This is a genomic window from Cohnella lupini (assembly GCF_003386205.1).
GTDB classification, from domain to species: domain Bacteria; phylum Bacillota; class Bacilli; order Paenibacillales; family Paenibacillaceae; genus Cohnella; species Cohnella lupini.
The window spans coordinates 140,458-162,981 of sequence record NZ_QRDY01000007.1; the positions used below are offsets into that span (position 1 = coordinate 140,458).

A 22,524-nucleotide genomic window follows, 5' to 3' on the forward strand; every position below is an offset into this window, starting at 1 on the left:
TTAGGGGCGATAACATTGGACAACGTAAAATCCAAAGTAGTCGTAATTACCGGAGCATCCAGCGGAATCGGAGAAGCTACGGCGAAGTTATTGGCTGAGAACGGGGCGAAGATCGTTCTGGCGGCAAGAAGAGAAGATCGTCTGCAAACCATCGCGCAAGAAATCGAACAGAACGGAGGCGAAGCGGTTTATCTACCGACGGATGTCGCTTCCAGGGATGATATGCAGAAGCTGGCGCAATTCGCGTTGCAGCAATACGGTCGCATCGACGTTCTAGTGAATAATGCCGGAATTATGCCCGCTTCGTCGCTTCATGAGCTTAAGGTCGACGATTGGGATCAAATGATCGACGTCAACATCAAAGGAGTGCTGTACGGAATCGCCGCGGTATTGCCGACCATGAGAGAACAGCAATCGGGACATATCATCAATATTTCTTCGGTTGCAGGGTATCATGTTAGTCCGACTTCGGCCGTATATAGCGCAACGAAGTTCGCGGTTAGAGCGATTTCGGATGGGCTTCGCCAAGAGGAATCCCCTACCTCCGGTATTCGATCGACGATCGTCTCGCCGGGATTGACCGATTCCGAATTGGTCCATACGATCAGCAATCCGGAAATCAAAGCTTTCGCAAGTCAGTTGTACAATAGTATGGCAATATCGCCATATAGCATAGCCAGAGCGATCGCATTCGCCATTAACGAACCCGATGATGTCGGCGTGAACGAGATCGTGGTTAGACCGACCGCATTGGCATAAACCATCGTCATAGTCCAAATAGAGAGGAGATTAGGATGATGAATAATTGGACAACCGATCAGATGCCGAGTCAGCAGGGCAAAAGGGTCGTCATTACGGGGGCGAGCAGCGGAATCGGTTATGAAACCGCTCGGGCTTTTGCCGATAAGGGTGCGGAAGTAGTAATGGCAATCCGGAATATTGAAAAAGGGGAGGAGGTCGCTAGACAACTGAAGAAAGAGTTTCCCGGTGCCGGGATCAAATTAATGAAGCTAGATCTAAGCGATCTCGCCAGCGTTCGTAAGTTTGCCCAGGAGTACCGGCAGTCTTATGATTCGCTCGACTTATTAATTAACAATGCTGGGGTTATGACGCCTCCGTTTCAACAAACCAAGGACGGTTTCGAGCTCCAGTTCGGGAGCAATCATCTCGGCCATTTCGCGCTTACGGGACTTCTATTGCCTGCGCTTAATAATGCCCCGTCTTCGCGTGTCGTTACTTTAAGCAGTACGGTTATGAACGGAGCCCGAATTCAATTCGATAATCTGGATGGCGGCAAAGGCTATAAGAGGGTGAAATTCTACGGTCAAAGCAAGCTGGCCAATTTCTTGTTCGCCATGGAGCTGAATGCGCGGCTGAAGGCTAGCGGATCCTCTGCGATAAGCCTTGGGAGCCATCCCGGCAGAGCCAATACGAATCTGTTCTCGCTCGGTTCCGGCAAACAAACCAGCCTGCCGATGAAAATAGTTATGAAACTGATTGGAACGCAATCCGCGGCGATGGGAGCTTTACCTTCTCTGTACGCGGCGACTTTTCCAATACTCAAAGGCGGGGAATACATCGGACCGGATGGGAAAGGCGGCAACAAGGGTTATCCTAAAGTAGATAAGTCCGTATTAAAAGTATACGATCCGCAAGTCGCCAAGCGGTTATGGGACGTCTCGGAGACTTTGACGGGAATATCGTATTTATCGTAAACATCCTGGTCTTATTTTGAAGTCCGCGTAGACCGCGGACTTCTTTTTTTATCGAATTAATTCAATGAATCGGCTTGCGGCGCTCGTTAGAGGCATGTTACGCATCGTCATGATTCCCACGTGGGAAGGGGGCAACGGCACGTCCAATCGTATCTCGAAGAGGGATTCGTCTTCGAGCTCTTTGGAAACGAATTCCCTGGTCACGTAAGAAATACCGAGTCCCCTGCGAGCGAACTCAATAAGAAGATCCACGCTTCCGACTTCGATTTCCGGTTTAATCGTATAGCCGTAGCTCTGGAACAGCTCCGTTATCGTCATACGTGCCCGGCTATTCCTAGAGAAGAGGATGATGGGGTATTGAAGCAGCATTTCCAGCGATATCACCGAGTTCTTAAGTTTCGCGTAACGCGCACCCGCAACGAAACAATCCTGCAATTGAAAGCTCTCTTTTACTTCAAGCTGCGAATCGACGATCGGCATTCTAACGACTCCTAGATCGATTCGGCCTTCCTTAAGGAAGGTGATGACTTCCGGAGTCGTTCCGTGATTCAGATGCAGCTTGATGGCGGGATGTCTTTCGTGGAATTCTTCCAAATACGGTAGTACGTAATGTTTGAACAAAGAATCGCTTCCCCCGATTCTAAGCTCGCCGTTGTCCAGGTTTTTGAGCGCGGTCATTTTCTCTTCCGCCAACGAAATCATGATCTGCGACTGCTCGATATAGGAATACAGCACGGACCCTTCTTGCGTTAGCTCGACCCCTTTGGAATTTCGATAAAACAACACGAGACCGAAGCTATCTTCAAGCTGTTTGATGGCGTGACTGACGCTGGGCTGAGTGAGGAACAATACCTTGGCGGCCTGGGTCAGGCTACCCATTTTCGCTGCCCAATAAAAAACCTTATATAACTCGTAGTTATTGTTCATAGATGTGGTCTATAGCTCCTGTTAAATATATTAATTACTTGTATGACCTCTAAACGTATTATAGTGGAACTACGAAACAGAAACCAGAGTTATGCTGGAAAGGAGAAAGGATTATGGACTCTACTACGTTTGTCTTATTTGGAGCCACCGGGGATTTAGCCAAAAGAAAAATATACCCTGCCCTTTACAATTTATTTATCGACCGAAAGCTTGTGCCAACCTTCTCCTTGATCGGTCTTGGAAGAAGAGAGCTGTCGGATGAAACCTTTCAGGCCAACGTCGAGCAATCTCTCCGTATGTTTTCCAGACGGCAAGCGGAAGATCCCGTCTTGATGAATAGCTTCTTGAGCGCATTCCGTTACCGCGTTCTGGACGTAGGCCGTAAAGACGACTATAAAAAGCTACTTAACCAAATAGAGCTACGCGAAGAAGAGCTTGGCATTTCGCCGAATCGATTGTTTTATTTGTCGGTCGGACCCGAATTTTTCGAAACGATCGCCGCCAACATCCAAGAAAGCGGGCTCGGTTCCGCGAATGGCTGGAAGCGTCTCGTGATCGAGAAACCGTTCGGACATGATCTGCAATCCGCCCGGGACTTAAACGAGAAATTGAGCAAAGCTTTCGCGGAAGACGAAATTTTCCGGATCGATCATTATCTCGGCAAGCCTATGGTGCAGAAACTTGAGGTGCTGCAACAGACGAATCCGGTTCTTCGGGCATTATGGACCAATCGTTACATCGCCAACGTACAGATTACGGCGAACGAAACGGTCGGAGTCGAAGAGCGCGCGGGTTATTACGACCATGTCGGCGCCGTAAGGGATATGTTCCAGAACCATATGCTGCAATTGCTGATGATGCTGGCGATCCACCTTCCGAGCGACAGCACATCCTCCGAGAACGTGCGCTATAAGAAAAAGAAGATCATGGAAGCTCTCGAGCCGCTGCAGAAACAATCCGTCGGCGCTAACGTCGTTCGGGCTCAGTACACGGCGGGAGTCATCAATGGAAAACCGGTTGTCGACTATACTTCCGAGCCGGGTATTGCCGCTACTTCCATGAACGATACGTTTATTGCCGCCAAATTGCAGATCGACGATTTCTTCTGGCGGGGAGTACCTTTCTATATCCGTACCGGTAAAAGAATGAAGGAGAAATCGACGCGGATCGTGATCGAATTCAAAGGTCCGTTGAAACAGCCGAGCTCGACGCCGGAGGATAGCAAAGTCCCGAATCTTCTCGTATTCGAAATCAGTCCGAACGAAGGTATCACCCTTCAATTGAACACGAGAGATCCTGATCATAAAGAGGAATTCAAGCCGATTCTTATCGACTTCCATTCCAAGAAGGATGACGTTCCGGAAGCTTACGAAAATTTGATTCACGACGCCTTGCACGGCGACCCCACATTCTTCGCGCACTGGGACGAAGTAGAATTATCCTGGCAGTGGGTGCAGCCTATCTTGGAAGCCTTCGAAGAGAACGTCGTTCCGCTTCGCAAATACGCAGCCGGATCATACGGTCCGACCGAATCCGATGCGTTATTAGCCGAGGATGGTTATCATTGGTGGTTCGACGCAAAGACGGAACAAGACACAGACACGGATACGAAAGAAGGAGAACAATATGCCTATCACGCAAACGCAAACCATTGATCAATTATCTATCGACACGATCCGCACATTGTCCATCGATGCCATTAACAGCGCCAATTCCGGTCATCCCGGGCTTCCTATGGGAGCGGCGCCTATGGCATATGCTCTCTGGTCCAAGCTGTTAAATCATAATCCCGGCCATGCGAAATGGTTCAACCGCGACCGATTCGTTCTGTCTGCGGGTCATGGATCGGCCTTGCTCTATAGCCTCCTGCATTTGTCCGGCTACCAAGTGTCCCTAGACGATCTGAAACAGTTCCGCAAGCTGAACAGCAAGACGCCCGGACATCCCGAATATGGTCATACGGACGGCGTTGACGCGACGACCGGACCTCTAGGTCAAGGAATCGCAATGGCGGTCGGAATGGCGATGGCGGAAGCTCATTTGGCCTCGAAATTCAATCAAAACGGCTTCCCGGTAGTCGATCATCATACTTACGCGCTTGTCGGCGACGGTTGTTTGATGGAAGGGATCTCTTACGAGGCGATGTCCATGGCAGGCCATATGAAGCTTGGCAAATTAATCGTATTGTATGATTCCAACGACATTTCATTGGACGGGGACTTAAACCTTTCCTTCGGTGAAAACATTCAAAAAAGAGCGGAATCGGCCAACTGGGAATATCTTCGGGTGGAAGACGGCAACGACGTATCGAAAATCACCGAAGCGATCGCCGCAGCTAAGCAAAACGCTTCGCAACCAACGATTATCGAAATCCGGACGATTATCGGCTTCGGCAGCAAGGTAGCGGGAACGAACAAAGCGCACGGCAACCCGCTCGGCAAAGAAGAAGCGAAAGCAACGAAAGAAGTTTACGGCTGGAAGCATGAAGAAGAATTCACCGTTCCGGATGAAGTGAGAGCTCATTTCGAAGAGCTTAAACGGAATGGCGCGGCTAAAGAAGAACAGTGGAACAAACTGTTCGCTTCTTACAAATCGCAACACCCGGCGCAAGGCAAGGAGCTTGAGCAAGTCATCGAGGGTTCCGTGGTGATCAATGCGGCGGACGTTCTTACTTTCGATTCGTCCAAAACCGTGTCGACCCGCGTCGCAAGCGGTCAAGCGATCAATCATTTCGTGAAATCCGTTCCGTCCATCTTCGGAGGCAGCGCCGATCTATCCCATTCGACGATGACGGACATTAACGGGGAGCAGACTTTCGCCGTCGAGTCATATTCGGGACGAAATATCTACTTCGGCGTTCGCGAGCATGCCATGGGAGCAGCCGGTAACGGTATGGCTCTACACGGAGGAGTTAAGTCTTTCGTAAGCACCTTCTTCGTATTCAGCGATTATTTGCGGCCTTCGATCCGTTTGGCCGCCATTCAGAAGCTGCCCGTTATTTACGTATTTACCCATGATTCCATTGCCGTCGGAGAGGACGGACCTACGCACGAACCCGTCGAGCATCTAGCCGCGTTACGCACCATCCCGGGTCTTACGGTCATTAGACCGACCGATGCCAATGAAACGGCAAGCGCATGGGCATACGCCTTGCAGCAAAAAGAAGGTCCGGTAGCTCTCGTGCTGAGCAGACAGAATTTGCCGATCTACGAAGCGACCAAATCGAACGTCGAAGAGGTAGCCAAAGGAGCTTACGTCCTGACGGAAACAAACGACAAACCGGATATCATCCTGATCGGAACGGGCTCGGAAGTTTCCCTGGCCGTGAATGCAAAAGCCGAGTTAGAGAAAGCTAAGGTTTCAGTTAGAGTCGTAGCTATGCCTAGCAGGGAGCTATTCGAACGTCAGCCCGCAGCTTACAAAGAATCCGTTCTTCCTTCCGCCGTCAGCCGGCGCGTTTCCATCGAAGCCGGAATTTCGCTGGGCTGGGACCGGTACGTGGGTCCGCAAGGTCAAGCGATCGCTATCGATACGTTCGGAGCTTCCGGATCCGGTGCCGAAGTCATGGATTATTTCGGCTTCTCCGTCGACAATGTCGTTCGGATATCGAAAGATGTACTCGCGTCAAAATGAACCGATGCATAAAATAAATACCGCATAATTAATCACATTAAACTTATGGAGGTAATTCAAAATGAAATTTTTCATCGACAGCGCGAACGTAACGGATATCAAAAAAGCTTATCAAGTAGGTGTACTAGCCGGCGTAACGACGAATCCTTCCTTAGTGGCTAAAGAAGGCGTGAAATTCGAAGATCGTATCGAGGAGATCTTGAAATTAGTGCCCGATGTGGAATCCGTTTCGGCTGAAGTTACGCCCGATGCGGTAACCGCGCAAGAAATGATCGCCCAAGCGGAAGAGCTAATCAAAATCAACAATAGCGACAAGAACATAACGATCAAGCTGCCGATGACGTTGGCTGGTCTGGAAGCGTGCCGTTATTTAACTAAAAAAGGCGTCAAGACGAACGTAACCCTCATCTTCACCGTAAACCAAGCCTTGTTGGCTGCTCGTGCCGGAGCCACTTATGTCTCCCCGTTCCTAGGCCGGTTAGACGATATCTCGGAAGACGGCGTGTTATTAGTTACCAAGATCGCGGAATTGTTCCGCGTCCACAACTTGGATGCCCAAATCATCGCCGCATCGGTTCGTCACCCCGATCACGTCACTCGCGTAGCCATGGCGGGAGCTCATATCGCGACTGTGCCGTTCAGCGTAATCGAGCAAATCTCCAAGCACCCTTTAACGGAACAAGGCCTGGAGAAATTCGCGGCGGATTGGGAAAAAGCGGTTAAGAACTAAACGAGACAAAGCAACATGACAGGAATGACAGGGAGGAAATCGTCTTGAGTAAACAGCAAATCGGCGTAGTAGGATTAGCCGTAATGGGGAAAAATTTAGCTTTGAATATCGAGAGCAAAGGGTTCTCGGTCGCTCTATATAACCGTTCTCCGGACAAAACGAAAGAACTTGTGGCGGAATCGCAAGGAAAGAATCTTGTTGGCACCTACAGTGTCGAAGATTTCGTCCAGTCTTTGGAAGTCCCGCGTAAAATTTTAATTATGGTTAAAGCAGGTCAGCCGACGGACGATACGATTAATCAGCTTGTGCCGCACCTCAGTCAAGGAGATATTCTGATCGACGGAGGAAACGCCTTTTTCCCCGACACGCAGAGAAGAAATAAAGAACTGCAGGCCAAAGGGTTCCGCTTTATCGGCGCTGGCGTTTCAGGCGGCGAAGAGGGCGCCTTGAACGGTCCAGCGATTATGCCAGGAGGTCAAAGAGACGCATACGAGCTGGTTGAACCGATCTTGACCGCCATTTCCGCCAAAGTGAACGGAGACGCTTGTTCGACCTATATCGGAGAAGACGGCGCCGGTCATTACGTTAAAATGGTGCACAACGGCATCGAATACGGCGACATGCAGCTGATCGGCGAAGCGTATCACTTGCTGAAGGATGTACTGAAATTAAACACGAACGAGCTGCACGACATTTTCTCCGAATGGAACAAAGGCGAGCTCGATAGTTATTTGATCGAGATCACGGCCGATATTTTCGCGAAGACGGATCCGGATACCGGTAAACCGATGGTGGACGTCATTCTGGATTCCGCGGGACAGAAGGGAACCGGCAAATGGACGAGCCAAAGCTCGCTGGATCTTGGCGTTCCGTTGTCCATTATTACCGAATCGGTGTTCGCGCGGTTTATCTCGGCGATGAAGGAAGAACGCGTGGCTGCAAGCAAGCGTCTTACGGGTCCTGCTGCATCCCGTTACGACGGGGACCCTAAAGAATTCATCGAAGCCGTTCGCAAGGCTTTGTATACGAGCAAAATCGCATCGTACGCGCAAGGCTTCGCTCAAATGAGAGCCGCATCCGACGAGTATGGTTGGAATTTGAATTATGGCAGCATCGCTATGATATTCCGCGGAGGATGTATTATTCGCGCAAGGTTTTTACAGAATATCAAAGATGCTTATGACCGGGATCCGGCTTTGAAAAACCTGTTGTTGGACGAATATTTCGGCGAAATCGTTAAAAACTATCAGGATGCTTGGAGAAAAGTCATCTCGATTGCCGTAACCAGAGGTATTCCGGTTCCTGCGTTCGCATCCGCTCTGGCGTATTACGACAGCTATCGTACGGAAAGACTGCCTGCGAATTTACTTCAAGCGCAACGGGATTATTTCGGGGCGCATACGTTCGAGCGACTCGATCAAAAGGGCAGCTTTCACTTTCAGTGGATGGATAATTAACGAGTAATCGATCACTGAATGACAAGAAGGCTGTTCGAAAGAAGTCCGCGAAACAACGCGGGCTTCTTTCTGTTTAAACGTTATTTATCACCAGAGCTGTAAATCCTCGACTATCAATTGAACCTTCGGTTATTCCAGATGGAGCTAAGGCAATAATCGTAAACGTATAATTATAAATTCCCGGGCCTGGGTTATCCACCCAAGTCAGACTGGTCGTGACGATGATCTGTTCGAAATTCGGCTGGTTTGGATCTTGAAAGATCGCGTCGTTATCAGTCGTGACAAAGTCTCCAGGGTTTCGGGATATGAAGCTATTCACCGAATAGCTTTGAACGCTGCTGAAACTAATATTAGAAAAGGCATCTAATTTCACGACTTGATTCGCTACTAGAGTGATAGGGGGGAGCGTTAGTTCCACCATAGCAAACGGTATTTCATCGGGGTTACTAACGAACGGAACAGGATCGTTGCTTCCTGCAAATCTAACGACCACAATTCCAGCAGGTCCAACTGGACCTGCTGGACCTATCGCTCCCGCAAGACCAGCTGCCCCAAGTGCTCCCGCAAGACCTGCCAGACCTGCAGGCCCAGCTGCTCCAAGCGCACCCGCAAGTCCCGCAAGTCCCGCTGGTCCAAGCGCTCCCGCAAGTCCAGCTGGTCCAGCTGCCCCAATTGCGCCTGCGAGTTCTTGAAGTAATTGCGGTCCCGCAGCAGGTGGGCCTGGCGGACCTGGAGGCCCTTGCGGTCCTACTGGTCCGGGAGGACCGGGAGGACCGCTTAATTTACCCATAAGGTCAGCTCCTTAGCAGTGATTAATCGGTAACGGTAGTTGGCAGTTAAATAACAACCGCCGTTACTTAACGAATGCCAGCATTCCTATTATGGAGAGGGATATCATTCCGAACAGGATGTGCTATTAAAGAGGAGTATAAGAAAGGCTGGCGCTGAACGAGAGTTGAGTGATATCCGCTGCCGAAGCATCTGTCGATTGAAGAGTTCTTACGCGAATACCGATTCGATCCCCCGCAGCAACGACTAACGATCCACCGACATTTAAATTCGTTGCGGTTCGGAAGGTACCCGCTGTAATGATATTATTCGGAAACCCGAATCTTACCGAACTAGTTAGCGGAGTTGTCAGATAGGCTGACGAAATATGATCAATCCCGTTATTAGGAACTGACGGTGCGCGGAAAACCGTAAAATCATATTGAAGACCAAGAGTATTAATGGACACTACGGAAGCAACCAATAGATCTGCGCTTATCTGTAAGTTTTGAACGATACCCGGGAAGGGAATCGGGAAAGCAAAACCGCCTGCTTCAGGAGGGCTTGTCGATTCACCCGAACCATCGATCACTTCAACCGTGCGATTACCGAAACCCATTAAAATGGGAGCGGCTGAAACCACAGCAGCACCACTGAGGATGATTCCCGTCGAAAATGGGATGATTCCTCCAGCGCCAGGAGGACCGATTGGGCCAGTTGGCCCCAATGCTCCCGTAGCTCCGGCAGGACCAGGCGGCCCCGCTGGTCCGGCAAGTCCAGCAGCACCGAGTGCTCCCGCAAGTCCTGTAAGTCCTGTAGGTCCAGCAGCACCGAGTGCTCCTGCAAGACCTGCGAGCCCGGCTGGTCCTAGTATTCCCGCTAGACCAACGGGTCCTGCAGCGGCAATTGCTCCTGCGAGTTCTTGAAGTAATTGCTGTCCTTGCAATGGGGGGCCGGGCGGTCCTTGCGGTCCCCCTGGACCAGGAGGACCGGGAGGGCCTGGAGGACACTTAAATTTTCCCACATTATCATCTCCTTCGTTTGATCGCAATCTATAATCTGTACCTTATCAACAGCACCTATGTTGTGTGTATATTTTAAGTTATGTAGTGATGCAAAAAAATAATGCATGATTTATCCCCATCCAATAGAAGAGAGGGGCTTCGTTGTGTTGGATCTACCTGATCGGTAAACGAGAGCGCGATTCCAGAAAGGAGGACCTTGAAGCTGCGACAAGGACAAATGGTGGATTACGAACAACTATCGTCGCTGTTACGACAGGCATCCTCGACGCTGTAACCAAGACGGAACACGGGATATTCATTTGAAGCAAAAGGGGTGCTACGCGGCACACCTTTGCTTATGATTGCTACTTCCTCTAATTTAAAAATAGGCGTTCACCTATGGTTCTCTTGTTGCGTATATTATTAGAGCTACCACTATAATTAATGGGGGAGATATCATGGAATACTATGTTACTGTTGAGCCCGGCGTAAGGATTTTCGTAGAGGATCTAAACCCGGACTCGAAAAAGGTAATTTTATTTATACACGGATGGCCATTAAACCATAATCAATATGAATATCAGTATAATGTTCTTCCATCCATGGGATTTCGGTGCATAGGCATGGATTGGAGAGGTTTCGGTAATTCCGATAAGCCCTACACGGGGTATCATTTGGATAGATTGGCCGATGACATCCGAGCCGTAGTCGAGGCATTGCAGTTAAAAGATTTCACACTCGTGGGGCACTCCGCTGGCGGAGCGATCGCGATTCGATACGTAGCAAGACATCAAGGTTACGGCGTATCTAAGCTTGTTCTTGTTGATGCTCAGTCTCCCCATTCCGTACCGCAAGCAGCCGCAAATCAATTCATTACAGAAACGCTAAACGACCGCCCTAATATGCTGCGGGGATTAGGGGATCAATTCTTCTTCCAGTACAAGACTATTCCGTTCATGGATTGGTTTTTTCAGCTTGGCCTACAAGCGGCAGGATGGTCGACGGCAGCGATCATGGTTACTTTAAGGGACGAGAACGTTTACGGCGATCTGGGTAAAATAGCGGTACCTACGTTAATCGTTCATGGCATCCATGATAAAATCGTTCCGTACGTTAATGCTCAGGAAACCAATAAGCTAATCAAAAATTCGGTGCTAGTTCCCTTTCAATACAGCGGACATGGCTCTTTCTATGAAGAACGCGACAAATTTAATCACTTATTAATGCAATTTATAGGTTGAAGGGATATACTTATTTATCGTTAAGCAACCGGATGGACAAGTTATAGAATATATGGAACCATCTTCGAACTAAAAAGGAGAATTAATTCATGAGAGCGATCGTATTGAACGCACCCGGCGAGCCGCATACGTTAACCTTGCAGGAGCTCCCGATCCCCGAACCGGGATATGGAGAAATCAGAGTTCGCATTAAGGCTGCCAGCTTAAATCCGGTAGATTATAAAATGGCGATGAACGGACATCCCGATTGGGTTTATCCATTCGTTCCGGGCGTAGACGCGGCCGGCATCGTGGACCTGGTAGGGGAAGGGGTTACGCAGTGGAGTAAGGGAGACCGCGTCGTGTATCACGGCAGCTTCGTTAGGCCGGGTAGCTTCGAAGAATATAATATCGCCAAAGCTCATGCGGTTGGCCGTATCGCGGATGGCATTTCATTCGAAGAAGCAGCGGCGTTTCCGTGTGCGGGATTGACGGCATATCAGGTATTAAATCGGAAAATGAATATGAAAGCCGGAAGCAGCATTCTTATCCATGCAGGTGCGGGTGGAGTCGGCGGATATGCGATTCAACTGGCTAAGGCGTATGGAGCTTCCCAAATTCTAACGATTGCGTCTCCCGACAATTTTGATTACGTTAAATCATTAGGCGCGGACATTGTCATTGATTATAACGTCGGGAACATACACGAAAGAGTCATGGAGTTAACGAATGGACTTGGCGTGGATTATATTCTGAATTCCATCAACCGCAAGTCGGCACAGGAGGATCTGCCGATGCTGTCTTTCGGAGGCCAGCTTGCCTGCATTGCAGGCGCACCCGAGATCGTAGCGGATTTCCAACCCTCCCACAAAACCTTCACGATTCACAAAATGATGCTAGCGGGAGCTCATTTATCGAACGATAAGAGAGCGGAAAGCGAATTAGGCGTAATGGCGGAAGAATTTATGGAATTGATGGTTGCCGGTAAAATACGGTCGACGATAAGCAAGCGAATTTCGCTAGATGAAGTACCGCAGGAACTTACACGGTTGAAGCAGCGACATGTGATGGGTAAAATCGTGGTGAGCTTATAGAAAATGTAAAACAGGTATGATAAAATAGTCGCTAACAATGAAGTTAATCGTCAGTATGATAAGGAGGGATAAAGCGATGATCGAGGTTGTAGATGTTAACGTGAACCTGTCTTTTCAAATGATCTTAGACACGGTTCACCAAATAACAACGCAGCTATCGGAGCTTTATCCTTCTATATATAGGAACGCTTAGCGAAGCAATGGCTGTAATATTGCTTTGCGCTTCTTATTGTATAGCTTGGTTAATGTAAAACGCAGAAAAGCGCCGATACGTCTGGTGCTTTTCTGCGTTTTTTCTCCGTGCTAAGAGGAGAAAAATAATGAAGCCAATATCGAAATACGATAAGATTCGGCAAATCATAACGAGCCTGAAACAGCCGGGTTATAGATATCTTCAAATCATTGACGCTATTTTTAAGCAAAAGATCGCTGAATATGATCAAATGACCATGATACCAAAGATATTGCGTGAGGAGCTGATCAAGGAGCTTGGAAATCGCGTGTCGAGCATTACCCCGGTTGTAGAAAAGAAATCCAATCAGGTCAGCAAGATCCTGTTTGCAATAGCTGGCGATGAGCGCGTTGAGACAGTTAGGTTAAGCTACAAACGCGGATGGGAATCCTATTGCATTTCCTCTCAGTGCGGATGCGGGTTTGGTTGTCGCTTCTGCGCGACAGGCACGATAGGCTTGAAGAGAAATCTTACGCCAGATGAAATAACCGACCAATTGCTGTACTTTAACTTGAACGGCTATCCCCTGGACAGCGTATCTTTTATGGGGATGGGAGAGGCGCTTGCGAATCCGCATCTCTTTGACGCGTTAACGATACTGACGGACCCGCAATTGTTCGGATTAGGTCATCGAAGAATTACCGTTTCAACTATCGGAATATTACCTGGAATACACAGACTGATGACGGACTTCCCGCAGGTTAATTTAACATTTTCGTTGCATTCGCCATTCGATGATCAGAGAAGCGAACTCATGCCCATAAATAATCGATTCCCGCTGCGCGAGGTGATGAAATCGTTGGATAATCATATTCAGCATACGGGTAGAAAAGTGTATATCGCTTATATTTTGTTGAAAGGGATAACCGATACATCGGAACACGCGGAAGCTGTCGCCGATTTGCTGCGGGGAAGGGGAGAATGGGAACATCTCTATCATGTTAACTTGATTCCTTACAATTCAACGGATGAGACGCCCCAAAGCTATGGGCAATCCGATCGAAACAGCGTCGCGACGTTCGTTCGAATATTACAGGCTAAGGGAATCAATGTCACCGTTAGAACTCAATTCGGGACGGATATCGATGCAGCCTGCGGCCAGTTATATGGATCCAAGTAATTCAATGGACTACAATGGAGGAATACGATAGTCAGGAGGAACAAGGATGCAGATTATCGCCATGCTGACCATGTTGATAGATCACGTTGGCGTGTTATATTTTCCGGAATCGGAAATATGGAGAATTATCGGACGTATCGCGTTTCCGTTGTACGCTTACGGTATCGTCCAGGGCTTCGTTCATACAAAGAACCGTCGAAAATATTTTAACCGTCTATTGATGCTTGCCAGCATTTCGCAGTTACCCTTCATGTTCGGCCTTCAGGTCATCGGAATCAACGTGATAGCCACATTTGTAGTATGCCTAGGCATACTCATCGTTTGGGAAGTCGTACCATCCAAATGGGCTAATCTCGGGATCATTGCCGTGGCATTCGTAGTTCTAGAAGCGCTGCCGTTCGACTATGGAGCGTACGCGTTGCTACTCATCCTGACGTACCGATTTATTCCTCGAAATTATTGGATAGCGACTCATATGGCTTTGAACGCGGCTATTTTCTTCTATCAGGGCTGGGAGATTCAAATCTTTAGCATTGTACCGACGGTGTTCCTGGTCTATGCCAAGCATCTCAGAGGAATCGGGATGGAGATTCGGGTTCCCCGGTGGTTATGGAGAGGGTTCTACCCAGGACATTTATTCATACTAGCAATGGTAACCGCGATAACGGAAGTGAGCTTGAGCGTGGAGTAATATCATTATTCCTATAGAAATGCAAAGAACCCTTCGCAGGGTTCTTTTGCATACAGGATTAAGGAAGTTTGGATATTAACTCAATCCTGCTTTCGTTAGTCCGAAGGCAACGTCAGCGGAACCCGGCACGTATTTAAAGCCGATGTTGACGCGGTTCCACGCATTGATCGCCATGACGGAGAAGGTGAGGTCGGACAATTCCTTTTCCGATAATTGCCCGCGAACGCGATCGTATACTTCGTCTGGAACGCCATGCTCGGGAATCTTGGTCAGGATTTCGGTCCATGCCAGCGCTGCGCGTTCGCGCGGCGTGAATAGATTCGATTCCCGCCATATCGGAAGATGATAGAGGCGAAGCTCGCCCTCTCCGTGGATCTTGGCTTGCTTGATGTGCATATCGAGGCAGAATCCGCAGCCGTTCATTTGCGAAGCTCTAATATGAACGAGATGGAGGATCTTTTGTTCGATCGAACTATCATTCTCGGCGTTGCTTAACCCCATCATTGCTTTGAAGAACTCCGGCGATTGCTGCATATAGTTGATACGTTGCGACATTGTTTATTACCTCCAATAGTGTTTTTGTTTCACATACATATAACGACGCTAGGGTTCAATCTGTGACATTGTCTCCGAGAACAAGGGAGTTAACCGATACTTTTCGCTTTACCGCGCTGTCTTATACTGCTTATCATCCATAGGATCAAGGGCATGACAATATAGATAAAGGGATAGAAGAATCCGATAAGCAACGAGTTCTTGAGAGTAAACGAAATCCGAATGTTATACGAGCTATAAAGCACGTACGATAGCCAGAGGCAAGTCGTTAACCAGGCGATGAGCTTCCAATTCTTGAAGCCGGTCCACTCGGATAAACCATAGCTAAGGATGAACAAGCAAACCGCTAATTTAATAAAGGCGCCAAAAAGCCATAGCGGGATATAAAAAGCGTCGATATTCTGTACGAAGTTCAGGATAGATACGAATTTCGTAAGAGTATATACAGGAACTACTAGATTAGCGGCCATCTGAGGTCCGGTTACGAACAGAAGCACCAGTGTTGCCAAGATGCCCCAAAGCATAGAAGTCGCCGTTCCCCATAAGATAGCTCGCGAAGCGGTTCGCTTGTTCTCGGCGAAAAAGAACAGCATGAGAATGATCGAAGGATCAACCAAATAATTAAACGATATAAAAGTACCTTTCAGTATGTGAATCCAGCCTGAGTCCGTATAGATGGGCAAAATTCGCTTAATATCCATGTCCTGAGGGTTCAGGAATAGCTGAACGAATAAGATGACCACGAAAAAGGGACCAATAACCTCAGCGCACCTGCTAATTGCCGTAATTCCGCCTTTATATACAGCGTAAGCAACGAGGAATAACAGGCATATTAAGATGACGATCATAGGCGTGTTATGGAGCATAACTAGATTTTGAAATTCCACGGTTCCTTTAGATATCAAAGACAACTGCATGAACCAATTCAGGAAATAAACCGCGACGATGATCTTGCCCAGCACGGTACCTAGAAGGTCTTTAATGAAGTTTACTAACGTTTTGTCTTTATTTTGCTTACATACCCGGAGAATGACCCAAGTGGCGATCATCATAATCATGCTTCCAAGCACAATGCAAATCCATGCGTCTTGGTGCGATATCTCAGCGGCTAACCTGATGGGGAGGTAGGATACTATGATCATGGAAGAGATGTTAATCAACCAAAACATTTGATAGTTGCTTACTTTCATGATTAGCCGCAGCTCCTTGCCGATTTCATTTGATTTGCCCGCCGCTCGTTCCGACTGATTTTAGTCGAATATTCGACTTGACAGTAACTTGGACTTTCTTAAAATTATCATCCCAATCGTCTTTTTGCGCCTTCCACCAATAAGGATATTTGCGATGAAGATGCTCTCCGATACCGATTACGTCGGTTTCCCATTGCTGGACTTTATTCATCGTTATCTGAAATTCCTTTTGAATTTCCTCGTTAACGTACTTTTGAACTTCAATCATGTTATCTACTTCGGACATGTCCAACGACGTCGTATTTTCAATCAAATAGGCTTGCGCCTTAACGGTTAATATAATCCTTTTTAGATCATTGCCATGAACGGATCGAATCCTTCTTTGAAGATGGGTTAATCTAAAAGCTAAGATTCCTTTGCCGTTTTTCCATGGGATCGTTATTGCATGGAAAGAGCCCTTACCCGCCATCCAGATGACTGCGGAGCTTTCGTCAACGTCCAGAATACCTTTGACTTTAAGCTTCTTGTTCAATGCGGCAAAGCCGGATAACACGGCAATCGGGTCCGTTTTTTTGTCGTTCTCCTTGAAATCTTTGATTTCAAGAACCGGCAACAGCGGTCTAATTCCTTCGGAGAGACTGTCGAGAATGAATTGCCTCGTCGAGAAGCGCCTCAACCCGTTGATCTGCAGCTCCTTGCCGGAAGAAATGCTAGAGAGGCGTTCAATGGGATGCTTAAGCATAAGGTAGTCTTTAGCGCTTCTTCCTTTAATTAAAACGGTTATATCCCGTAGATTATTCGCAGGATCCCTGTTTAGCTTGTCGAATAACTTTCTTCCATCGTTTTTAATGAGAAATTCCTCGCTAATGGCGTTCAGTATTCGATGGCTGGTCATCACTCTGCGGGACATTTTCTTTTGGATTTTCTGACTGGCTTCGAAAATGCCTCTACCTTTCGCCGACATGACGACGAAACTATTCGAATTGCCGGAGCTTTCTGCCTGACCGCTAAGCTGAGAGGGGATTACGATCTGTTGGCTGACTTCCATCGTCCCGTCCTCGACATGATCAACACCCGTCCCTATGACAAAAGCCAGTTGATTCGGTTCGACAAAATCCGTGCAGCCGGAGGAGGACAATACAAGGAGTAGGAAGACGATCGTTAGGAGGACGCTTCGGGTCATCTCTGACGCCATTTCTTGTTGCGGCCATTCTTGATCCAAAATGGATAGCGGATGATCATGTCTTTGATTCGCCTGCCGTCGAAAGGCGCTACAGGACTCAAGTACGGCGTTCCGAAGGATTCCAGCATGACCAAATGGATCAACAAAAAAATGATGCCGAACGCAAAGCCGACGAAGCCGAGCATACCGCTTATGAACATCAAGAGATACCGGACTAATCGAAAGGGAAGGGTGGCGCTATATCTCGGAATCGTGTAAGCCGCGATGCCCGTCAACGAAATGACGATGATGATCGGCGTGGATATAATTCCGGCCTCCACGGCGGCTTGTCCGATGACCAGCGCCCCGATAATGCTCACGACCGGTCCGAGTTGATTAGGAAGATGAACGCCGGCTTCCTGCAACCCGTCGAAGATGAACATCATAATAAATACCTCCATGACGGAAGGAAACGGGGAGTTTTCCCTTGCGGTCGCGATACCGATCATGAGAGAACTGGGGATCATCTCCGGATGAAAAGTCGAAAGCGCAACGTATAAAGCTGGCAGCGCTAAGGAAATGAAAGTCATGACGTATCGGATAAACCGATTTAGAATAACGAAGACGAACCTCTCGAAATAGTCGTCCGCCGATTGAAGTCCCGACCAGAAGGTAATGGGAAGGATGAGGGCAAACGGAGTTCCATTTGTGAGGAGTGCGACCTTCCCTTCTATTAAAGAAGCGGCTACGATATCCGGACGCTCCGTATTCTGGATCTGCGAGAAGATGGAGAAGGAGTTATTCTCGAGCCATTCTTCGATATAGGCGGATTCGATAACCCCGTTCAGTTCGATCTTGCCGAGCTTTCCCCTAACTTCCGATAACACCTTTTCGTCCGCAATACCTTGCATATAGGCTAGAATAACTTCCGTTTGGGTGAATTTCCCTATCGTATAGGATTCCATCTTTAGATCCGGATGAATTATCCTTCTTCTTATCAATGACGTATTCGTGCGGATATTCTCTACGAAGCCTTCCTTGGATCCGCGCAAGGTTGATTCCTTCTTCGGCTCTTGGATGCCTCTCGTCTCGTAGCCATGGACCTGAGCGATGAGCGCGGATGCATCGCCGTCCACCAGAATCCCCAAGTTCCCTTGCAGAATATGCTGGACTAGATCTTCCTGGGTTTCGTCCGTAAATAAGTTCGTTAAGGGGAGCCATTCGCGCCTGAACGTCTCGGCCAGCGTGGATAAGCGGTCTATACCTTGCGGAAGTCCGTTGAAGATTAGAGGTTTCAGAATATTGTCCTCAATGCCTTGCAATCGGGTCATTCCATCCAAATACACGAGTAAGAGCACGTTCTCGTCGTTTAGCGCAAAGGAACGAAAGACGATGTCGGAGCAATTGAAGAATCGTTCTCTAAGAAAGGCTTCATTCTCTTTGAGGTTCCGGCTTATGGCACTCATGGATGTCGCCCCCGCTGCGAATAAATATGGATAGGTTCATGGGATATTATGGGCAAAGCGAGGATCAACTATGCAGAATTCGGATAGGGATAAGGCGTTGTCACAAATGAACCCCGTATCTCGTTTTATTTATAAGGCAAACTATGCTGTAAAACAAAGCGATAATAAGATAAGGATGGTTGCGAACAGATGCAGGAGTTGTATAAGAAATATAAAGCGTTGCTATTTAAGCTTGCTTATCAATTAACCGGTTCGGTTTCCGATGCGGAGGATGTCGTTCAGGACGTATTTCTGAAAATATACGACGTTCCTCCGGAGAAGCTAGCAGAACCGAAAGCTTATCTTTGCAAAATGGTCACGAATCGCTGCCGGGACTTACATAAAGCCGCGCGCAAGAAACGCGAAGAATATTTCGGAGAATGGCTTCCCGAGCCTTTTCTTAATTCGGGAGAGGACGCCATGGAATCCGTTGTCCGCGACGACCTCTTGTCGTATGGAATGCTGGTGCTATTGGAACGATTGTCGCCTTCGGAACGGATCGTTTTTGTTCTACGAGAAGCGCTCGACTTTGAGTATCGGGAGATAGCCGAGCTTATCGAGAAAAGCGAAGTGAATTGCCGTAAGCTATTCAGCAGAGCAAGCGCGAAGATGGGGCTTGATCCCGAGGAGACCGTTCAGCCGGAAGCCGCTAACCAAGAGTGGGTTAATGGCTTTCTTGATGCTCTTAAGCAGGGGAACATGAATCAAATCTTATCCATGCTCGATCAAGACGTCGTACTGGTCACCGATGGGGGAGGCAAAGTACAAGCTGCGGTTAATCCGATTAAGACGCGAGAATTCGTGGCGCGGTTTCTTCTTGGTCCTATACGCCAAGCCGCTACGATTAATGGAGAAGTTGCCATTGAAATACTTCGAATCAACGGACAACCCGCCTTTGTTCTTCGTTCGGAACAGGGAATTCATACGATTGGAATGTTTCATCTCGAAGGAGATTCGATTCGCAATTTATATGTTGTTAGAAACCCGGATAAGCTGAAGCATTTAAAAGAGCTTTAAAACATAAAAAAATATCCGGAATAGGCAAGCCGGATATCCTATACTGAACTACCCACGCGATGAACTCATGCACAAATACCGCGCATATTGCATCGGCCGCTTGTAAATAACAGCCATTCATAGCAAGTCGACTAAAGACATTCGTAATGGACCATAAGATTTTCCCGTTTTTTTATTGTAAAAGCACTCTGAAGTCGAAATTTTGATTGTTCAATTGCTGCACTTGAACTCCTCCGGATTTAGTTAACTAAAGCCCTCATATAGACAGGGTATTTAACGGAAAAGGAAATGCATGGACAACATTTCAGCCGACGAGAAATAATAATTTAATGCTCATGAAGGTTCTACCTATTAAAGACGCACGACGCTTCTAGCAGAATCACGCCTGTTGCATTGGAAATGTTCTCGTAAGACGCCAAGCAGGCCTCTTCGGTTGACGTGAAAGAGTACGCATAACGGCTAGCCGAACGAAAAAGCCGCCAGGGATATCTTCCTGGCGGCTTTATTTATTCAATGATCAGTCACGCCCGGCTGACGAATTCAGGTAATATATATGGGTTCTTTAGCGAGATAGGAGTCTATAAATCTAGTTATCCGTCTAATACATGTCCTGCACAGGGATCATATGATAAGGCAACACTTTAAGGAGGTACATGAATGAGCTGTCCCGTTCCCGTTAGCAAGAAAAAGCATAGAAACTGTCGAAAGCTCACTCGTCGCAAGGGATCCGCCGTTAAGCTCGCTCGTGGCAAGCTGAAATTCATTGTCGTTTCACCACAAGGTGCGGCGGGGTTAGAAGGCCCGCAAGGTCCTCGTGGCTTAGTGGGACCGCAAGGCCCTACCGGCGCTATCGGACCGCAAGGTCCTGCCGGACCGCAGGGGATTCCAGGAATTTCAGGTGCCGGATTGCTAGCCTTCTACAATTTCTTCGAACTTCCCGACCCGATGGTCCCTGGAGGCCCGAGCATTACTACGCTTACGCTGCCCGTTTTACCCGCGACACTTGGACCCGAACAGCAAGTCAGCGGGCAATTCCTATCTCTAAGCGGTATTGATGCGAGCTCCAGGATTGCACTGACGGTTACATTGGTGTGGAGTTTTACATTCATAACCGAGGTAGCGCCGCAAGTTAGTGTAGCGAGTCAGATCATGGAATTCAGCATCTTTCGCGACGCTCCGCTTACAGGGATTCGGATTTGCACGGTCAGGGATGCCGGAAGCGTAACCCAGATTAACAACGAAGGCGTAGCGACGACGTTCGTGACTGGTACGTTTACGACCGCTTTCGATTACACGGATGTTGCCGTACCCGGACCGACGACCAGGTATTACTTGACTGCTGCAGCGGGAGCGGCTGCAGGATTCGGAGCGCCGCAAAACAATTTCCCCGTACCTATTACTAATTTCACCAATCCGACCATCAATGAAGTTTTCTTTAGCGGTAAAGTGATAAGACGTTAGTTCGACTAATCTGCGGGAGATGAAATGAAATGAAAAAACTGAAATGCGCTCCTCCCCATCCTAAACGTAAGGCAACCAAAAAGATCTCTCGCAAAGAAGAGGTCGTGGAAGTCGTTGCCAATCCGGGTCCTATTGGGGTGATTGGTCCTATCGGTCCTATTGGCCCTCAAGGACCTGCAGGACTTGTCGGGCCAATTGGTCCGCAGGGAATTGTTGGTCCACAAGGTGTCCAAGGCGCACCGGGAGTGGGACTTCTTGATTTTTATAGCTTTATCTCTGCTCCCGATCCGATGGTCCCAAGCGGTCCGGCCATTACGACTGTTACGTTACCAGTACCTCCGGCAACGCTCGGTCCCGAGCTCCAGCTCAGCAATCGGTTCTTGACCGTGAGTAACGTCATTCCGGCAAGCCGGGTCGCCTTAAAGGCAACCGTCGTCTGGGGTTTTACATTCATCAGCGGGACTGCTCCGCAACTTGCAGTAGCAAGTCAAATCATGCGTTTCGGGATTTTCCGAGACGCTCCGCTAGTAGGCATTCGCTTATGTACCGTCATAGATGCCGGAAGCGTCACACAGATTAATCTTGTAGGTAGTGAAACAACATTTGTAAGCGGGAATTTCACGACGACTTTCGAGTATACCGATAGGGGTATCGCCGGTCCGAGCGTGAATTATTTTCTCACCGTCGCCGCAGGTCCGGCTTCCGGCTTCGGGGTTGGCGGTGATGGCGGACCGACGCCGATTACGAATTTCACCAATCCGGTCGTAAACGAGTTTCACTTCAGCGCCGAGGTCATCGGTCCCAACGTTCCCTAAATCAACTTGACCAAAGAGAAATCCATATCCCAAATTTCACCAACTGCTTGAAAAAACAAAACGACTATGATAAAGTTTTTTTAGTTTAAGGAATGGAGCTGAAGAGAATAATGTGATTTTTCTTGCTAATAATAAAACGACAAAAGCGATATTTTTTTCGTATGTTTTATTTAATAGGCAAGAAAGTTACTTATTCTTTTTACTCAAACAATATATCCTTGTCTAACT

Annotated in this window: 20 protein-coding genes; 13 read left to right on the forward strand and 7 right to left on the reverse strand. The window is 48.1% G+C overall.

What is annotated here, in order from left to right; translation table 11 throughout:
* Positions 1 to 15: 15 nt before the first annotated feature.
* Positions 16 to 759, forward strand: coding sequence for an SDR family oxidoreductase (locus DFP95_RS14460; RefSeq protein WP_115993348.1), 744 nt, complete (start codon positions 16 to 18; stop codon positions 757 to 759).
* A gap of 35 nt (positions 760 to 794) precedes the next feature.
* Entirely contained in the window at positions 795 to 1,715 is a 921-nt protein-coding gene (locus DFP95_RS14465) for an oxidoreductase (protein WP_115993349.1), read from the forward strand.
* A gap of 48 nt (positions 1,716 to 1,763) precedes the next feature.
* Here the strand turns inward: DFP95_RS14465 and DFP95_RS14470 are convergent, their stop codons facing one another.
* Positions 1,764 to 2,642 carry a LysR family transcriptional regulator gene (locus DFP95_RS14470; RefSeq protein ID WP_115993350.1) on the reverse strand — a complete coding sequence of 293 codons (879 nt, stop codon included), beginning with the start codon at positions 2,640 to 2,642 and terminating at the stop codon, positions 1,764 to 1,766.
* Positions 2,643 to 2,755: 113 nt separating this feature from the next.
* Here DFP95_RS14470 and zwf point away from each other — a divergent pair, with 113 nt between their 5' ends.
* The 4 genes from zwf to gndA all read left to right on the forward strand — a co-directional run bounded on the left by zwf (position 2,756) and on the right by gndA (position 8,462).
* Positions 2,756 to 4,297 carry a glucose-6-phosphate dehydrogenase gene (zwf, locus tag DFP95_RS14475; protein ID WP_115993351.1) on the forward strand — a complete coding sequence of 514 codons (1,542 nt, stop codon included), beginning with the start codon at positions 2,756 to 2,758 and terminating at the stop codon, positions 4,295 to 4,297.
* On the forward strand, positions 4,269 to 6,275 hold the full coding sequence (tkt, locus tag DFP95_RS14480) for a transketolase (RefSeq protein ID WP_115993352.1): 2,007 nt from the start codon (positions 4,269 to 4,271) through the stop codon (positions 6,273 to 6,275). Before zwf ends, tkt begins: the two co-directional genes overlap by 29 nt.
* A gap of 61 nt (positions 6,276 to 6,336) precedes the next feature.
* Positions 6,337 to 7,005, forward strand: a complete 669-nt coding sequence (fsa, locus tag DFP95_RS14485; RefSeq protein WP_115993353.1) for a fructose-6-phosphate aldolase — start codon at positions 6,337 to 6,339, stop codon at positions 7,003 to 7,005.
* A 44-nt stretch (positions 7,006 to 7,049) separates the two neighbouring features.
* Positions 7,050 to 8,462 carry an NADP-dependent phosphogluconate dehydrogenase gene (gene gndA / locus DFP95_RS14490; RefSeq protein WP_115993354.1) on the forward strand — a complete coding sequence of 471 codons (1,413 nt, stop codon included), beginning with the start codon at positions 7,050 to 7,052 and terminating at the stop codon, positions 8,460 to 8,462.
* Positions 8,463 to 8,535: 73 nt separating this feature from the next.
* Here the strand turns inward: gndA and DFP95_RS28905 are convergent, their stop codons facing one another.
* Positions 8,536 to 9,252 carry a hypothetical protein gene (locus DFP95_RS28905; protein ID WP_181907429.1) on the reverse strand — a complete coding sequence of 239 codons (717 nt, stop codon included), beginning with the start codon at positions 9,250 to 9,252 and terminating at the stop codon, positions 8,536 to 8,538.
* Positions 9,253 to 9,378: 126 nt separating this feature from the next.
* On the reverse strand, positions 9,379 to 9,957 hold the full coding sequence (locus tag DFP95_RS28655) for a hypothetical protein (protein WP_147304165.1): 579 nt from the start codon (positions 9,955 to 9,957) through the stop codon (positions 9,379 to 9,381).
* A gap of 735 nt (positions 9,958 to 10,692) precedes the next feature.
* Between DFP95_RS28655 and DFP95_RS14515 the strand changes: the two genes are divergently transcribed.
* From DFP95_RS14515 to DFP95_RS14530, 4 genes are all read left to right on the forward strand, one after another.
* A complete protein-coding gene (locus DFP95_RS14515; protein ID WP_115993358.1) occupies positions 10,693 to 11,475 on the forward strand; it encodes an alpha/beta fold hydrolase in 783 nt (260 codons plus the stop codon).
* 89 nt (positions 11,476 to 11,564) lie between these two features.
* On the forward strand, positions 11,565 to 12,548 hold the full coding sequence (locus tag DFP95_RS14520) for a zinc-binding dehydrogenase (RefSeq protein ID WP_115993359.1): 984 nt from the start codon (positions 11,565 to 11,567) through the stop codon (positions 12,546 to 12,548).
* Between the two features lie 320 nt (positions 12,549 to 12,868).
* Positions 12,869 to 13,900 carry a Cfr family 23S rRNA (adenine(2503)-C(8))-methyltransferase gene (locus tag DFP95_RS14525; RefSeq protein WP_115993360.1) on the forward strand — a complete coding sequence of 344 codons (1,032 nt, stop codon included), beginning with the start codon at positions 12,869 to 12,871 and terminating at the stop codon, positions 13,898 to 13,900.
* A 46-nt stretch (positions 13,901 to 13,946) separates the two neighbouring features.
* On the forward strand, positions 13,947 to 14,591 hold the full coding sequence (locus DFP95_RS14530) for a TraX family protein (RefSeq protein ID WP_115993361.1): 645 nt from the start codon (positions 13,947 to 13,949) through the stop codon (positions 14,589 to 14,591).
* Between the two features lie 75 nt (positions 14,592 to 14,666).
* Here DFP95_RS14530 and DFP95_RS14535 read toward each other — a convergent pair whose 3' ends face one another.
* The 4 genes from DFP95_RS14535 to DFP95_RS14550 all read right to left on the reverse strand — a co-directional run bounded on the left by DFP95_RS14535 (position 14,667) and on the right by DFP95_RS14550 (position 18,964).
* A complete protein-coding gene (locus tag DFP95_RS14535; protein WP_115993362.1) occupies positions 14,667 to 15,146 on the reverse strand; it encodes a carboxymuconolactone decarboxylase family protein in 480 nt (159 codons plus the stop codon).
* Between the two features lie 89 nt (positions 15,147 to 15,235).
* Positions 15,236 to 16,336: a GerAB/ArcD/ProY family transporter gene (locus DFP95_RS14540; RefSeq protein WP_115993363.1), complete on the reverse strand. Its 1,101-nt coding sequence runs from the start codon at positions 16,334 to 16,336 to the stop codon at positions 15,236 to 15,238.
* 25 nt (positions 16,337 to 16,361) lie between these two features.
* Complete coding sequence (locus DFP95_RS14545; protein ID WP_181907432.1) at positions 16,362 to 17,519, reverse strand: Ger(x)C family spore germination protein; 1,158 nt, start codon at positions 17,517 to 17,519, stop codon at positions 16,362 to 16,364.
* Positions 17,516 to 18,964, reverse strand: coding sequence for a spore germination protein (locus DFP95_RS14550; protein ID WP_115993365.1), 1,449 nt, complete (start codon positions 18,962 to 18,964; stop codon positions 17,516 to 17,518). Before DFP95_RS14550 ends, DFP95_RS14545 begins: the two co-directional genes overlap by 4 nt.
* Positions 18,965 to 19,153: 189 nt before the next feature.
* On the opposite strand from DFP95_RS14550, the gene sigJ reads away from it, so the two are divergent.
* From sigJ to DFP95_RS29145, 3 genes are all read left to right on the forward strand, one after another.
* Positions 19,154 to 20,020: an RNA polymerase sigma factor SigJ gene (gene sigJ / locus DFP95_RS14555; protein ID WP_115993366.1), complete on the forward strand. Its 867-nt coding sequence runs from the start codon at positions 19,154 to 19,156 to the stop codon at positions 20,018 to 20,020.
* Positions 20,021 to 20,677: 657 nt separating this feature from the next.
* Entirely contained in the window at positions 20,678 to 21,481 is an 804-nt protein-coding gene (locus DFP95_RS29400; RefSeq protein WP_115993367.1) for a collagen-like protein, read from the forward strand.
* Positions 21,482 to 21,510: 29 nt separating this feature from the next.
* The gene (locus tag DFP95_RS29145) at positions 21,511 to 22,296 is read left to right on the forward strand and encodes a collagen-like protein (protein ID WP_115993368.1); all 786 of its coding nucleotides are present in this window, start codon (positions 21,511 to 21,513) and stop codon (positions 22,294 to 22,296) included.
* The last annotated feature ends 228 nt before the right edge of the window (positions 22,297 to 22,524 follow it).

What these genes read in the sequence shown, in the direction of transcription:
- DFP95_RS14465 (WP_115993349.1), top strand. Translation starts at nt 795, where the DNA reads ATGATGAATAATTGGACAACCGATCAGATGCCGAGTCAGCAGGGCAAA.
- DFP95_RS14470 (WP_115993350.1), bottom strand. Translation starts at nt 2,642, where the DNA reads ATGAACAATAACTACGAGTTATATAAGGTTTTTTATTGGGCAGCGAAA.
- zwf (WP_115993351.1), top strand. Translation starts at nt 2,756, where the DNA reads ATGGACTCTACTACGTTTGTCTTATTTGGAGCCACCGGGGATTTAGCC.
- tkt (WP_115993352.1), top strand. Translation starts at nt 4,269, where the DNA reads ATGCCTATCACGCAAACGCAAACCATTGATCAATTATCTATCGACACG.
- fsa (WP_115993353.1), top strand. Translation starts at nt 6,337, where the DNA reads ATGAAATTTTTCATCGACAGCGCGAACGTAACGGATATCAAAAAAGCT.
- DFP95_RS28905 (WP_181907429.1), bottom strand. Translation starts at nt 9,252, where the DNA reads ATGGGTAAATTAAGCGGTCCTCCCGGTCCTCCCGGACCAGTAGGACCG.
- DFP95_RS14515 (WP_115993358.1), top strand. Translation starts at nt 10,693, where the DNA reads ATGGAATACTATGTTACTGTTGAGCCCGGCGTAAGGATTTTCGTAGAG.
- DFP95_RS14520 (WP_115993359.1), top strand. Translation starts at nt 11,565, where the DNA reads ATGAGAGCGATCGTATTGAACGCACCCGGCGAGCCGCATACGTTAACC.
- DFP95_RS14525 (WP_115993360.1), top strand. Translation starts at nt 12,869, where the DNA reads ATGAAGCCAATATCGAAATACGATAAGATTCGGCAAATCATAACGAGC.
- DFP95_RS14530 (WP_115993361.1), top strand. Translation starts at nt 13,947, where the DNA reads ATGCAGATTATCGCCATGCTGACCATGTTGATAGATCACGTTGGCGTG.
- DFP95_RS14535 (WP_115993362.1), bottom strand. Translation starts at nt 15,146, where the DNA reads ATGTCGCAACGTATCAACTATATGCAGCAATCGCCGGAGTTCTTCAAA.
- DFP95_RS14540 (WP_115993363.1), bottom strand. Translation starts at nt 16,336, where the DNA reads ATGAAAGTAAGCAACTATCAAATGTTTTGGTTGATTAACATCTCTTCC.
- DFP95_RS14545 (WP_181907432.1), bottom strand. Translation starts at nt 17,519, where the DNA reads ATGACCCGAAGCGTCCTCCTAACGATCGTCTTCCTACTCCTTGTATTG.
- DFP95_RS14550 (WP_115993365.1), bottom strand. Translation starts at nt 18,964, where the DNA reads ATGAGTGCCATAAGCCGGAACCTCAAAGAGAATGAAGCCTTTCTTAGA.
- sigJ (WP_115993366.1), top strand. Translation starts at nt 19,154, where the DNA reads ATGCAGGAGTTGTATAAGAAATATAAAGCGTTGCTATTTAAGCTTGCT.
- DFP95_RS29400 (WP_115993367.1), top strand. Translation starts at nt 20,678, where the DNA reads ATGAGCTGTCCCGTTCCCGTTAGCAAGAAAAAGCATAGAAACTGTCGA.
- DFP95_RS29145 (WP_115993368.1), top strand. Translation starts at nt 21,511, where the DNA reads ATGAAAAAACTGAAATGCGCTCCTCCCCATCCTAAACGTAAGGCAACC.